Annotated in this window: 9 protein-coding genes and 1 pseudogene; 3 read left to right on the forward strand and 7 right to left on the reverse strand. The window is 44.8% G+C overall.

What is annotated here, in order from left to right; genetic code table 11:
• Positions 1-107: 107 nt before the first annotated feature.
• The 4 genes and pseudogenes from EHO57_RS13430 to lon form a co-directional block, all read right to left on the reverse strand.
• Entirely contained in the window at positions 108-575 is a 468-nt protein-coding gene (locus EHO57_RS13430) for a Dps family protein (protein ID WP_135645584.1), read from the reverse strand.
• A 196-nt stretch (positions 576-771) separates the two neighbouring features.
• Complete coding sequence (locus EHO57_RS13435; protein WP_135645582.1) at positions 772-1887, reverse strand: DegT/DnrJ/EryC1/StrS aminotransferase family protein; 1116 nt, start codon at positions 1885-1887, stop codon at positions 772-774.
• Between the two features lie 59 nt (positions 1888-1946).
• Positions 1947-3224 carry an Lcl domain-containing protein gene (locus EHO57_RS13440; protein WP_167882283.1) on the reverse strand — a complete coding sequence of 426 codons (1278 nt, stop codon included), beginning with the start codon at positions 3222-3224 and terminating at the stop codon, positions 1947-1949.
• A gap of 321 nt (positions 3225-3545) precedes the next feature.
• Positions 3546-5915: pseudogene (lon, locus tag EHO57_RS13445) on the reverse strand (endopeptidase La); the annotation flags it as partial.
• A gap of 325 nt (positions 5916-6240) precedes the next feature.
• Here lon and EHO57_RS13450 point away from each other — a divergent pair.
• Entirely contained in the window at positions 6241-7698 is a 1458-nt protein-coding gene (locus EHO57_RS13450; protein WP_135645576.1) for a pectin acetylesterase-family hydrolase, read from the forward strand.
• Positions 7699-7792: 94 nt separating this feature from the next.
• Positions 7793-9310 carry a pectin acetylesterase-family hydrolase gene (locus EHO57_RS13455; protein WP_135645574.1) on the forward strand — a complete coding sequence of 506 codons (1518 nt, stop codon included), beginning with the start codon at positions 7793-7795 and terminating at the stop codon, positions 9308-9310.
• Between the two features lie 7 nt (positions 9311-9317).
• On the opposite strand, the gene EHO57_RS13460 is transcribed toward EHO57_RS13455, so the two are convergent.
• Together EHO57_RS13460 and EHO57_RS13465 are read right to left on the reverse strand one after the other, a co-directional pair.
• Positions 9318-9869, reverse strand: coding sequence for an O-acetyl-ADP-ribose deacetylase (locus tag EHO57_RS13460; protein WP_135645572.1), 552 nt, complete (start codon positions 9867-9869; stop codon positions 9318-9320).
• Between the two features lie 305 nt (positions 9870-10174).
• Positions 10175-11656 (reverse strand): hypothetical protein, encoded by a 1482-nt coding sequence (locus EHO57_RS13465; RefSeq protein WP_135645570.1) that lies wholly within the window; start codon positions 11654-11656, stop codon positions 10175-10177.
• 231 nt (positions 11657-11887) lie between these two features.
• Between EHO57_RS13465 and EHO57_RS13470 the strand changes: the two genes are divergently transcribed.
• Positions 11888-13600, forward strand: a complete 1713-nt coding sequence (locus EHO57_RS13470; protein ID WP_135645568.1) for a methyl-accepting chemotaxis protein — start codon at positions 11888-11890, stop codon at positions 13598-13600.
• Here EHO57_RS13470 and EHO57_RS13475 read toward each other — a convergent pair whose 3' ends face one another.
• Positions 13601-14329: a hypothetical protein gene (locus EHO57_RS13475; RefSeq protein ID WP_135645566.1), complete on the reverse strand. Its 729-nt coding sequence runs from the start codon at positions 14327-14329 to the stop codon at positions 13601-13603.
• Positions 14330-14334: the final 5 nt, after the last annotated feature.

The raw sequence follows: 14334 nt of genomic DNA on the forward strand, positions 1-14334 counted from the left end.
GTTTGTTAACGAAAGTTTTTGCCGGACTCTTCTTTTCAGGATTTTTATTAAAAGATATGAACGAATATTCTCCGAAAGAGAATATTCGTTTTTTATTAAGTGGGGAATTACTCGAGCATGCTTCGGAGCATCCAAGCCGTCTTCTCGTGGATATCCAATCTTTGGGTAAGAAGATCGGTAGTCACCTCATCCCCTCCCGAATCTGCAGAAGGAAGGATCGCTCTCGCGGTTCTGATCACTGCTTCATGACCTTCCACCAGATTCTTTAGCATTTCTTCGGCCTTAGGGACTCCGTCTTCTTCTTTCAAGGAAGTCAAACTAGAGAATGCCTTGTAAGTTCCCGGCGCAGGATATCCAAGGGAACGGATCCTTTCTGCAATGAGATCCAGTGCATTCCAAAGCTCCGTGTACTGGGTCATGAACATCAAATGCAATGTATTGAAAAGAGGCCCAGTAACGTTCCAATGGTAGTTATGAGTTTTCAGATATAAAAAGTATGTATCCGCTAGAAGCTTTTGCAAACCCTGATTGATCGCTTCTCTGTCTTTTTCTGGAATTCCGATATTCGGCTTCATAAGAATCTCCTTATATTCCCGCAATTTAGAACCATTCTAAATACAGTATTTAGACCCTGACAATTCATTTACGGAAAAAACTTTTCCCTTTTCTCAGGATCTTCTCTACTCTTTTCCGGAGTAGGAAAGAAAATATAGAAATAAAAAAGCCGCTGGATAGCGGCTTTTCTCAAGTCTTTGCTTCTTTCTCTCGGATCTATTTCTTATATTCTTTGATCGCGGAGAACACTTCTTCGAACTCTGCGTCCGTCATGTATGGAAAGAGAGGGAAATTCAAAACGGAATCACAGATCCTTCCGGTCCTATGCTCCTTTCCGAATCTTCCTTTGATATAAGGCTTAGCACCCGGTTGATCGCTCATGGCTCCCGGATAGATGACCCCGAATCCGATTCCCTTACTTTTCAGGACTTCTTGGATCTTCGGTCTTTCTGCCGGATCAAAGAGAGTAACGTTGCAGTATCCATTCTCCGCGAAATCTTTCGGAGGTTGGATCACATTCACCCCTAGTCCAGGAAGCACTTGGTAGTATTTCTCTGCGGACTTTCTGCGGGACTCGATCCTTGCTTTTAAGTAAGGTAGATTCAAATTCAAGAATCCTGCCTGCAAGGTATCCATTCTAGAATTCCAACCCACATCTCCATAACCGTAGTGAGAAGTCCTTCCGTGGTTTCCAAGCATTCTGACCCGGTTGGCAAGCTCTTCGTCGTTTGTAAAGACCGCTCCTCCGTCCCCGGCACCACCTAATACTTTTGCCGGATAGAAGGAAGTGGTCGTGATCAATGCATCTTGATAAACAGGCTTTCCTTTGTATATGACTCCGAAGGATTGCGCTCCGTCTTCTAACAGAAAGACTCCCTTCTCTTTGCAAAGTTTACGATAGTCTTCTAACTTTGCGCTTCCCCATCCGTAAAGATGCACGATGATCGCAGCCTTCGGTTTCACTTCTTCTAAGGCTTTTTTGAATTCTTCAAAGTCCATTTGAAGATCGTCCGGATTGGTGTCTACAGTAGCAGGATCTGCTCCTACGTTTACTACGGATTCGAAAGTGGCCCAGAATGTGGAATCGGGAACGAGAACTGTGTCTCCCTTACCGACTCCTAAGGCTCTCAATGCGAGTTGTAATGCGTCTGTTCCATTGGCGCAAGCGATCGAATATTTCGTTCCAGCCGCTTCGGCCAGATTCTTTTCTAAAAGGCTTACTTCTTCTCCCCCGATAAAGGAAGCGTTCTTGCTAAGAGTCTTGACTTTGTCCTCCCAAGCTTCGAGTAATCCCGGTTCGAATCGTTTGATATCTATAAAAGGTACGCCCATATGGTCTCCTTCGAACAGGTTTAGAGACAGGGTCTAAAAAGCAAATTATTTTGGCCGACTTATGGGCCGCTGCTTACGCACCTAAAATACAGAAAATTCGTTTTAGTTTGGAGAGCCATCTCCCTGGTATCTGCAAGATTAGCATATGCTTGATTTTCCTGAACGCCTCCTCCTTGAGAAGAAGATGTCCAATATGCAGCGGAAGCAGTAGAGTTAAACACAGAGTATATTTTAGGATCGGAAGTATCCGTATAATCCGTAAGAAGATGTAACTCATCCAAATTTGGAAGTCTCCAATTGAAACCTCCTAATACGAAACTATCGCAGATAGCAACTGCGGTTTCCCAATCGATCGTGTTCGCTCCGGTTCCGCAGGCTCCAGCAGTATATGTTTCTCCATTATTGCATTTTTGAAAATAGATCTGACTTCCTTGTTCCAGAACGATCCCGTTCCCTTGGTCTACAAAGCTAGGCTCCGACATAGTCCTGCCGGAAACACAACGAACTGCGAATGAAGAAGCCTTATTGTAAGACATGGAACTTCCCAGATTGAAATCGATCGCATACGCTTGTACAGAGCTATCCGCATTTTGTGTGGAAGTCCAATATCCCGAAGCCCCGCTGTTCGGAAAATATGTGCTTTCTACTAAAGGAGTAGAAGATCCCAAGTATACGAGAGTGAGTAATTCTTTCATGGTGGGAAGTCTCCAAGTCGTGAAACCTGCATATCCCGGAGCGACATTCAAATTGCTACATACGTTAGACGCCCACGTCCAATCGCCTAAAGTGGGAGTCCCCGAGCAGGTCGGATCTGCTTGCCCTTCCGAACATGTCTTCCAATACAATCCTCGTATCATATCCACACTAGCCTGTTGGTTAGTGTATGTAGGATGAGGCACCGGCCCGTTATAACTTCTAAATCCAGGTATATTGGAAAATTCTCCGTCCTGTCCCGCGCAGGAAGTCCCGGTACCGGTATTATCCGTGCAAGTGGCTTTTCCGGTGTCCGGTATTGCACTAGGATCCCAGACGGAAATATAAAATGTATCGGTTGAATTCCCAAACGTATTTGTCGCGGTTACTCCGAATGAAGTTAAAACTGCCGTTGCGGTTGGAGTTCCAGAGATCTGGCCGTTACTTGTATTGAAAGATAATCCCGCAGGCAATGCCCCGGTCGATATCGAATATGTGACCGGCCCTGCTCCAGTTACGGTCGGATTAAAACTTCCCGGAAAGCCAAAATAGAAATCAACACTATTTAACAGATTTTTCTTATATAAGATCGTAGGAGGAGCCGTAGAAGGCTCCACAGCACATTCTGCAAGTTGTCCGAGCATGCATTTTAATATTTGGGTTTCATAATACTCATTAGTACTAGGATCCCCGGGATTATAACCGTTCGTCGCCTTACAGAAGCCAAGAAGAAGGCTTAGGCACAGAAATGAGGCTTTAAAACGAAACGAACGGGACCGCATGGCAAATTTTCAAGAGTATATAGAAACGCGCCAAGGAATTTATTTCTTTCGAAACGTTCTCTTCTTTGCCTTCGCAGAAGGCTTCTGTTTCTTCGGATCTTCCTTGCTGACAGCCTTCTCACTCTCCTTGGGAGAAGTTGACTTTTCGTTTTTTCCAGAATGAGTTTCCTTTTTTGAGAGAGCTTTTTCAAGGACCTTCGGTTCGAAGAGTATATTTGCCACTTCTTCGAATCTGGTGACCGGAAAGAATTCCATTCCCTTCTTCACATAGTCCGGGATCTCATCCAGTTGAGGCCTATTGTCGGAAGGGAAGATGATCTTATGCACACCCACTCTCTTGGCTGCCACGATCTTTTCTCGCAACCCGCCTATAGGCAAAACTTCTCCGGTAAGAGTCAATTCGCCTGTCATCCCGAATCCGAGCTTGATCCTTTTGTCTAATACCAAGGAAAGTATAGTAGTCGCCATGGTGATCCCGGCACTCGGTCCATCCTTAGGGGTGGCGCCGTCCGGAACATGCAGGTGGATCGTCTTCTCCGTAAACAATTCTTCGGAACCTAAGAAATTCTTAATATAGCTGAGAGCGATACTAGAGGATTCTTCCATGGATTTACCGATCATGCCGGTAAGAAGAATGCCTCCCTTACCTTTTACGAATACTGCCTCGATCAGGAGTGTTGCGCCACCGATAGAAGTCCAGGCCAGCCCCAAGGCTGTCCCAGGAACAGTAGGTTTAGTCATTCGATCGTCTGTGTATTTCGGGACACCCAGGAATTTCTCCACGTCGGTGGCTTGGATATGTTTCGGATAGGGCTCCCCTTTTACGATATGCAATGCCAGTTTACGAGCGAGCTTATCCGATTGTTTTTCAAGACCCCTCACTCCAGATTCCCTGGAATAATGATCGATCAGGGAGACCACAGCCTTCTTGTCCATCTGGATGCCGTAAGAATCGATCCCGTTTTTCTCCAGTACCTTCTTCCATAAATGTTTGGAGAAGATCTGGAACTTCTCGTCCGTAATATAACCGGAGAGCGTGATGACCTCCATTCGATCCAAAAGGATCCTACTAATAGAGTCTAACGTATTTGCCGTAGCAATAAAGAATACCGAAGAAAGATCGAAAGGAAGATCCAGATAATGATCTCGAAAGGATTTATTCTGCTCCGGGTCCAAGACTTCTAAAAGAGCGGCAGAAGGGTCTCCTTGCATCCCGATCCCTAGTTTATCTATTTCATCCAATAGAATGACCGGATCTTTTTCCTTGGTGATCCTAAGAGCGGTGATGATCTTTCCAGGCATGGAACCTATATACGTTCTTCTATGTCCTTTGATCTCCGCCTCGTCCCTCATTCCGCCTACAGAGAAGCGGAAGAATTTCCTGCCCATCGCTTCCGCAACCGACTTAGCAATGGAGGTCTTTCCCACTCCGGGAGGTCCAACCAAAAGAAGAATGGAGCCCTTCTCCGAAGGTTTCAACTTCTTGACCGCCAAGAATTCTAGGATCCTTTCCTTGACATCGTCCAATTTATAATGATCCCGATCCAAGGTCTTACGCGCCTTGTCCAGATCTATCTCCCGACTAGGAGCTGACTCCCAGGGAAGACTTTCCAAGATATCTAGATAATTTCGGATAACGTTATAATCTGCGGTATTCTGATCCGTGTAGAAGAACTTATCCATCTCCCGTTCCACTTCTTCGATCACTTCGGGATCGGCGGGAATGGACTTCAATCGCTCCATGAATTTTTCGTATTTCTTCTCGTACTTTCCGTCTTTTTGGCCAAGTTCGGATTGGATCGCCTTCAGCTGTTCTCTCAGGAAGAACTGTCTCTGCTGTTTGTCTATCTTGTCCTGGATATTTTCCTGGATCTCTCTTTGGAGACTGACCAGATCGATCTCCTTTTTCAGATAGAGTAGCACTTTTTCGATCCGATCCTTCAGATTGACGGATTCTATTACGGATTGATAATCTTCCTTCTCTATATTCAAAATACTGCATACAAAGTCCGCCATCTTACCTGGCTCGTTCACATTCAGCATGGTAAGTTTCATCTCTTCGGTAAAGAGAGGGTTGTTTTGTGCGAGTTCCCTCGTCATGATGAGAAGGGTCCTCATCATCGCCTTGATGGTGTTTTTGGGTGCTCCTGGCTCTTCTTCCGGATAGGTAACTTTTGCGACAAGCAATGGCTCGACTGATACAAAGGATTCTACTTTGAATCTACGGACCGTATTGATGAGTATATTCACCGCTCCGTCGGGAAGATTCACCTTCTTTAGGATCTTTGCCACCACTCCGTAGGAGTAGATATTCTCTTCCGTCTTCTTCTCATTCTCTTCATCTTTTAGAAGTACGAGTCCTATGAACGAATTCCCTTTGAGCACCTCTTCCACTGCCTTAGCGAATTTTCCTCCGGGAACGATGAGAGGAGTAATGATGCCTGGAAAAACGGGACGGGTCTTGATAGGGATCAAAAATAATTCTGGAGGAAGTATGGAATCGACCGGGATAATACCGTTCTCGATCTCGCCTAAACTATCAAATAATTCCACGTTTTCACCTTTGCTTTCGAATTAGAAGAGCCGATTCCAGTTTTTGATCTGAGCCGCGATATTCAAACCTTTCTTTTCGCTCTTTTACCCTGAAAAGGCCCGCTTTTCCCGCAAAAGTTACGCAATTTTGGCGTAGTTTTCTCGAAGAATTTTTCCGCTACTTTTCTTGAACTGACGTTCAAATGATTACGGATAGATCCATAACATCCGTTTCCCTTTATCAAGGGAAGAAAAGAGGATACCGATTGACTTTTAGCAGTCTTATATATAGCCTAATTCGAAATATATATATCTCGTTCTAACGAGAAAGAGTAGTGGGGAAGCCATGCGAACATTCGCCAAAAGTCCGTTCCTTATTTCCGTTCTTGCGCTTGCGTTAAGTGTTCTGGATTGCAAGACGGAATCCCAGGATACTACCAATCAAACGATAGGACTGGGGCTTGCAGTTGTATTGCAAAATCCCTACCAAAGGATCAATGCGAATCCGGATACGATCATCATCCCTAACTCGAACGCCACGTATCAATCTCCGGGAAGAAGCTACATCCCCGCTTGCTTCGGGAACTCCGGCAATACCAGTTTTCATTTCTATCGTAAATCGGTTGCTTCCAATAACAAGAAATTGCTCATCAATTTCATGGGAGGAGGAGCCTGTTGGAGTAACGATAATTGCTTCGGGAATAATACCACTACCTTCTTCAACTTCTTGGATACCGTTCCGGATCTCTTCGTAAAGGTGGCCTTTCAAGGCATTTTGGATGCGGATGTTTCCGCAAATCCATTAAGGAATTACGATGTTCTTTTTATTCCGTATTGTACTGGAGATCTTCATATTGGTTCGGCGGACCCGACAAATTACGATGATCCTTATGTAGACCCCGCCAGTGAACCTAGCGCTTATCATCATCGTGGACACGATAATACACTCGCCGTCTTAAAATATATCCAGCAAAACTACACTCAGGTTACCGACATTGTGGTCGCAGGGCAGAGTGCCGGCGGATACGGAGCGATTTTAAATTATCCTCATATACGACAAATGTTTAAGGATACGGCCACCTTCCCTGCCGTGGCAAATGTAAGCCTGTTGGCAGATGCTTCGAATGGAGCGGTAGTCGACAATTTCTTTCAGGATATAGTCAGGGACCAGTGGGGTAGCGCAGTAAATATGCCGACCTGGATCGTAGGGTCAAATTATCTGAGTGGGACTCCTACTATCCAAGACTTTATCAGCAAGACCGCTAACGCCTATACAAACGATAAAATAGGGCAATATGCCGCTCAATTCGATAGTACGCAAAGATGGTTCTATAACGTTATGGGCATTATTAAGAGTGGGACCCCCGCCTATACCGATTCTTCTTCCTTCTTTGGCCCTGGGGATGCGAGTGAAGTCAGCGATCTTCCGAACAGCCTTGCCGACAATACACCGTCCAATTGTAACTGGGCACTTCATTCTAAGAATGCAATGCAGACCGCTCAAACCGCGGCTACTAACGGAAATTATTATTACTATATCGCTCCCGGGGATGTTCATACAATTACCACAAGCAACGAGATGTTTAACCTCACCAGCCAGGGTAAAAGTTTTAATTCTTGGTTCGCCAATATTGTGACAAATACGGGCACTACTCCGGAGAATGTGGACTGTTCTCTCGGTTCCGGTTCCCATCCTTGCACGGATACGAATTATATCTCAAATCAGTACAATAACAGTTTGAAGAGATCTACTTCTCACCAATCTTTCAACAGTGGGAAAGATCTGGCGGAAACCTGCTTATAAACGAGCCTTCGCTTCCCTTGACATTTTAGAAACCTATCTTACAATATTCTTAAGCTTCTATCCATATCGAACAGGAGCTTAAGAAGGTTTCTTCATGTTTCGCTTTTTAATCGTTCTTATCTTCTTCTCCTCTATTCTCTGCACTAAATCCTCCAACCATTCCGATAACGAAGCAGCAATGAACGCAGCTATCCTAGGCCTCGTAGTCTCTCCGTATCATAGGATCACTCCTCATCCGGATACTTTCACCACTCAGGTGGATCATGGCTCGGGAACTCCTTACACGTATACGGCAAGTTTTACTCCGGAATGTTCTGGTACTCCGGGAAATACGAACTTCTATTTCTTCCGTAAGACTGTCAGAAATGCGAATACCAAACTTTTGATCAATTTCATGGGGGGAGGCGCTTGTTGGGACGACGCAAACTGTTTCGGGGACAATACCACAACTTATTTCAATCAGTTGAACACCATTCCGGATTTCGCGATCAATCTCATCTTCAAAGGCATCATGGACCAATCCGTTGGTGCGAATCCGTTCCGAAATTATGATATTATTTTCATCCCCTATTGCACCGGGGATCTGCATATAGGAAGCAAGGTCACTACGTATGCAAGAGGCACCATCCAGCACCACGGATATGATAATGTGATTTCCGTTCTGAAATTCATCCAAAGTGCATACAGCAATCTGGAGGAGGTATTTGTGATCGGACAAAGCGCGGGAGGGTACGGAACCATTCTGAACTTCCCTATCATCCGAGAAACCGTGACGTCCATCAGTTCTGGAGTGCAAGTCCGGATGCTTTCGGACGCGTCTAACGCAGTCGTTCCTACTTCTTCTTATACTCCGGGTCCCGCGTTCTTTCCTGTTCTAGAGAATTCTTGGGGGGTAGAAAACGGCATCGGGAACGCAAGCGGGCATTTTACTTTTTCCAATCTTCCCCAATGGGTGTCGGGAATAGGTAGCACATATACCACATCTGCGGGCGCCTCCTTGAACGATTACTTTAAGAAGGTAGCGGACGAATATCCAAACGACAGACTAGCTCAGTATGCCGCAGTCTTCGATGGGAACCAAAGATTTTTTTATAATGTGATGGGACAGATCAATAAGATCAATGCGTCCCAGTTGGCTTATACCACCGCAACTGTAGCCGATCCGTACCAGTCAGGAAAATCCTACTCTTCTATTTTCGGGGACAGCGACGGAAGCTCTATGCCGGACGGGAATGGCTCTTCCTCCAATGATTATACTACTTGCGATTGGTCCAAACAGGCAATCTCCAAGATGAAAGATGCAGCTACCAAATCGAATTATAGATATTACCTAGGCCCCGGAGATGTTCATACAATTAGCACAAGCAATGATATGTATTCCTTGGTCAGTGGGACCGTAAACTTCGGGACCTGGCTAAGCGATTTTGCGATCGGATCCATGCCGACAAGCGTTCAGTGCAACGACTCGGCTGCTTCTTGTGTGAACACGAATTTGATCACGAGCACGATCAATACCACTTTGGGTGAAGCGACTTCAGACACTTCTTATGCAATCTCACCGAAACAAAATCTCTTTACTACTTGCGGAGGAGTCGCGGGACTCGGCCTCTAAAAGAATCTCAGAAGGATTGGATCCCTTCTTTGAAATTCACACCTAACTCTTTTAAGGTTTTCTCATATAGATCCTTGGTATCCTTGTCGAAGCATATGAGGGCAAGTTTTCTGGGGAATTGGTCCTTATGATCCAAAACCGTTTGGATCGCAATCGGGGTCGCAAGCTCTTTCGGATAGGCGAAGATCCCGGTGCTGATACTTGGGACGGCGATCGACTCAAAAGCCCTTTCTTGAGCCAACTGAAGTATATTTCTATAGCAGCTTTCCAATAAGGACGCTTCTCCGAACTCTCCTCCCTTCCATACCGGCCCTACCGCATGGATCACATATTTTGCGGGAAGCTGCCCTCCCGATGTCAACGTACATTGGCCCGTAGGTAGTCCGTTCGGATACCGTTTCAATTTTAGGATCCTGCATTCTTCGGCGATCTTGGGTCCACCTACCCTATGAATGGCGCCGTCGACTCCGCCTCCCCCCATTAAGGAAGAATTGGCCGCATTGACCACAGCATCCGCCTGGATGGATGTTATATCGCCTTTCCAAACATATATTTCCATCGCCTATATAAAAGAAGGTAAAATCGGGATCTTGCAAGAAGATTTTTATATCTCATTTTTCGAATTCGTTTAATAATATAAACAAAACCATATCCGTAAAGAGGCGAAATCCGCTTAAGAGCTATCAATCGGGAATTCAAATCGATTCCTTCTTATTATAATAATCGTTATCCGATAAAAGAAAGCGAAGGGATCTAAGTGTGATCTTGTTCGATCAAAAGAAAAGCCCTCGATCTCATCGGGAAACCCGGATCCATCGAGGGCCGAAATAACGAAAAGAATTGCTTATAAAAAGGTTATTGAGATCAAATTCCTTTTAACAAGAGCTCAAGGGTCTTGGAGAGAACAGCACGAATATCGTCCTTTGCATCCTCATCCGGGAGAACCCGATTATTCCAGATCTTCAGTCCGAAGCGGATAAAGAAATTGTCCAAGAACTCGGTCTCTATTTGCGTTTTCATCAGCGTCTTGGAGGCATCTCTATCCCATCTTAAGACCACGCTGGTGCCTTTTCCGTTATTCGCTTTCACGACTGTCTCGGTGAATTCATAGATAATGGACTGCAGGTTTCCCGGTACGAAAATATTGATCGCCCAAGAAGGAGCGAAATAGGCGAATGCGCCGCTCACATCGAATTCCTTGATCTTCGTTACCTTTAGGCTCAACACTCCGGAGTTTGCTGTATTGGAAAATCTTCCCAATAATTGTATATCATCGTTTTCTAATACAAGTCCGTACAAATTCGCTTCTACACTAGCCTTAGCGATAAAAGGAAAATCCGTCAGACTAGTCAAAAGAAACCCGTCCTGAGGATAGAAATTCCCTTTAGTATCGTAAGGGATCACCTTTCCGTTATGAGTGTAGAATTTGAATCGGATCTCTCTGGACTTGGACTCGATCGCGAATTCTCCGAGGCTTCTACCTTGTAGGTTCATGAGCCTCACTTTTATGAATCCCAAGTATTTAATATCATCCAGATAATCGCCAAAATCCGGATAATCCCGCATTAGAGTTTGCTCAATATTCCCCTCGAAAGCAAATGCCGTGAGTCCTGGGATCTTTCCGTCATGTTGCACTTTTAAGAGGGAATCCATTCCAAAATAATACTGCATGAATTTAGCAAGAGCAGGATAAGATTCCGTAAAATCGTTAATTGCCTTTCTCGCTTCCGGATCTTTTATCTTTTTGAAGTAGGAAGTATCGGGAGAAGCGATAGCCTTGAGATTATTCGAATCCAGATAATGAAGACCAGAATCCATCGCATTCAATCCATGCTTATGAGTGAACGGGCCCAGATTAGTAGATACATCCAAATTTCCAGAATAGGAGTTCCCACCGTATGTCGGATTCGGATTATGCTTGAGAGCAAACTCGGCGGAGAAGTCCCCGAAATTCGGAGTGGATACTTCTTTCATTCTCACCGTTTCCAGGCTCACCTTGTATCCGTCTGGAAAATACTTTCCTCTGTACGTCACATAATGCTGACCATTACTATCCTTGGTCATGTATTCGGAATTAAAAAGGTTCTTTAATTCGAATCTCTCTAAAGAGCGGTCCAGATACTTATGAAAACCTTCCGCTCTACCATCGTATTTATTCTTAATGATTGCCGATCTCAAAAACTGAAAGAACTGTCTGGAGATATTCCTTCCATCCGGACCAATTGTGTCAGGAATATGTTTGAGCGATAACGCTGCGGATAAGGATCCGCTCAACGCCAAAAGTAAAATTAGAAAACGAACTAGCAGTTTCCCGGATTTTTTTTCTCTTTCTATTCTTTGATTCATAAGGCTAGTACTGCCTCTTCCTTTTTGTAACGTTTGTATGATATAAATTCTTTCGCTTGTTCACCGAGAATAGTCTCAAATAGACTTCTGTCAAGCCTATAGCGATCGCTACAATGTCTCTTGTCTAAGCGTAAAAATTCGCTTCGAGGAACTCATCGAAAAATTCCAAAAGAATTCGATTTCTCTGGATTTATAGCCCAAATCGTATAAAATCTCGCGCGGAGTTATTATATGATTTGGTATTCACGATTAAATTTAAAGACGAAACTTGCGATCCTCTTTGCTTCTGTCCTCCTCCCTTTCCTAGCGTTAGTGGCCTTATCCATCATCAATTCATCTTCTAGGATCCAGGATATCGAAACAATCCGTAACGATAGACTCATTCCTCTCAAACAACTCAAAACGATTTCCGATCATTATGCGATCTCCATCGTAGATTGCGTTCACAAAGTGAGAAGTGGCGCCTTCACGTATGAAGAAGGGATCGCGAATCTGGACAAAGCAACTTCCGATATCGACAGGGAATGGAAAGCATATCTTGCAACGACCTTAGTAGAAGAAGAGACAGTACTGATCGAAGAGCTAAAACCTCTCTTCCAAGAAGCAGACACTGCAGTAGAACAAGCTCGAGCCTTAATGAAGGAACAAGATAGGCAAGGTTTGGGAGAATTCGCGGATAAGATCATGTATCCGAAGATAGATCCTGTAGCTGGCAAGATAGAAAAACTGATCTCTGTCCAGCTGATGATCGGAGAACGGATCTACCAAAGAGCGGAAACTGAATATGCTTTTAGCCTAACCGTATTTCTTACGATTTCGACAATTACATTGGTCTACATACTTTATGCTTCCATAAAGTTCTCCGTGACTCTCGTAAAAGGTCTGAACCTGGTCCGGATCTCCATCCGGGATGCGGACTTCTCTCATGCTATACTGGTAGAAGAAGACCAACACAATCAGGATGAGCTGTATCTTCTTTCCATCGTTTTTAGGAATTTCCAGCATAAGGTAAAGGATATGCTTTCTTCCATTCTTACCTTTTCAGAATCCATTCTGGCCTCTGCGGAGCAACTCTCCAAATCCAGCGATTATCTTTCCGAGAATGCACAAACAGAATCCGCGTCCGTCGAAGAGATCTCCGCTTCTGTCGAAGAGATCAGCGCCGGAATGGAGCAAGTTACAAATAACGCAGAAGCCCAGTATAAACTGATCCTATCCTTTTCCGGAGAAATGAAAGAGTTAGACAGCCTCATCACTAGAGTGGGCGAATCCGTTGGAGATTCTTTAGGAAGGATCTCGGATATGTATACCAAGACGGAAGCAGGTAAGAAGACTATGGGAAGTCTTTCCGAAAGCATGATCAAGATCGAATCCAGTTCCGGAGAGATGAGATCCATCACTGCGATCATCCAAGAGATCTCGGAAAAAGTAAACCTTCTCGCATTGAACGCTGCGATCGAAGCGGCTAGAGCGGGAGAACACGGAAGAGGATTTGCAGTCGTCGCACAGGAGATCACAAGACTCGCGGAACAAACGGACCAAAGCACCAAGACGATCGAAGAACTGATCCGAACTAGTAACCAGGAAATACAATCCGGAAAAGGATTCGTGGACAGTTGCGTGAAAGTCTATGCGGAGATCTTAGAAGGATTAGCCTTTATTAAGAGCGCCTCGGACAGCATTGTTTCCACAATGAGAGTACAGCAAGAGAAGAAGGAACTCATCCGTGTAGCGGTGGATCAGGTGGATTCGAAATCGGAAGAGATCCGTTCTTCCGTAAGAGAGCAGAAGGTTGCGATCCTGGAAACGGCAAACGCGGTCACAAATATTTCCGTTACGGTGCAGAACAGCGCCGCCAACTCGGAAGAGATCGCAGGAAGCGCATCCGGACTTCTCCAAATTGCAAAAAATCTAGGAGAGGCGATGAACTTCCTGAAAGGTTAGTTACTCGTTAGGCTCTTCCGGTTTCTCTTCGGTCTTGATGAGATAGAAAGTCGGATATTGTAAGAAGATATCCGAAGTCAAACTGAAGAATAATACGAATAAGATCACGATCTGTCCGAAGAAAGAGGTTACCATTTCTTCGGAACCGGAAATGAGGAACATTACCAGCGTAGGAACGAACATGATCACGTACGGGGTCCATGCCGCCACTACGTAATCGGAACGTTTGATGCTGGAAAGAAGAGCCTTTAGTCCTTGTAGTATATTCAATTTTGCGAATAGAACAGGAACGATCAGATAGAATACCAAACCCATGAGGAAAGGAGTGATCAAATATAGCCTGGTCAATTCTTCCGGCATGGGCTTGCTCGGATCCTTAGCGTATTTCTCGAAGGCTGCCTTCGTTTCCGGACCGATAAACGGAGTGATCAGGAAATTCAAAAGCAAGAACAGAACGAGCACGAATACTACCAAGAGCAGAAAGAAGACCAAAAACTGAGGGAGTGCCACAGGTTTTTTCGGATCCATACCGGATCGGATCACATACCCGTTTGCCACATACGTCCCGAGTAAAGCCAGCACAAGAGGCACAAATAGTAAGGCGACCGCGCCTCCGGCCTGCATAGAAGGCACTGCTGCGAGCACTAAAATCAATAGAACAGATCGAATCGCAAGTATGGCACGGACCTGTCCTTTGCCGAGTAAGTATCTTAGGTATTCTTTAAACATAAAGA

Origin of the sequence: Leptospira langatensis (assembly GCF_004770615.1) — a bacterium.
Taxonomy (GTDB): domain Bacteria; phylum Spirochaetota; class Leptospiria; order Leptospirales; family Leptospiraceae; genus Leptospira_B; species Leptospira_B langatensis.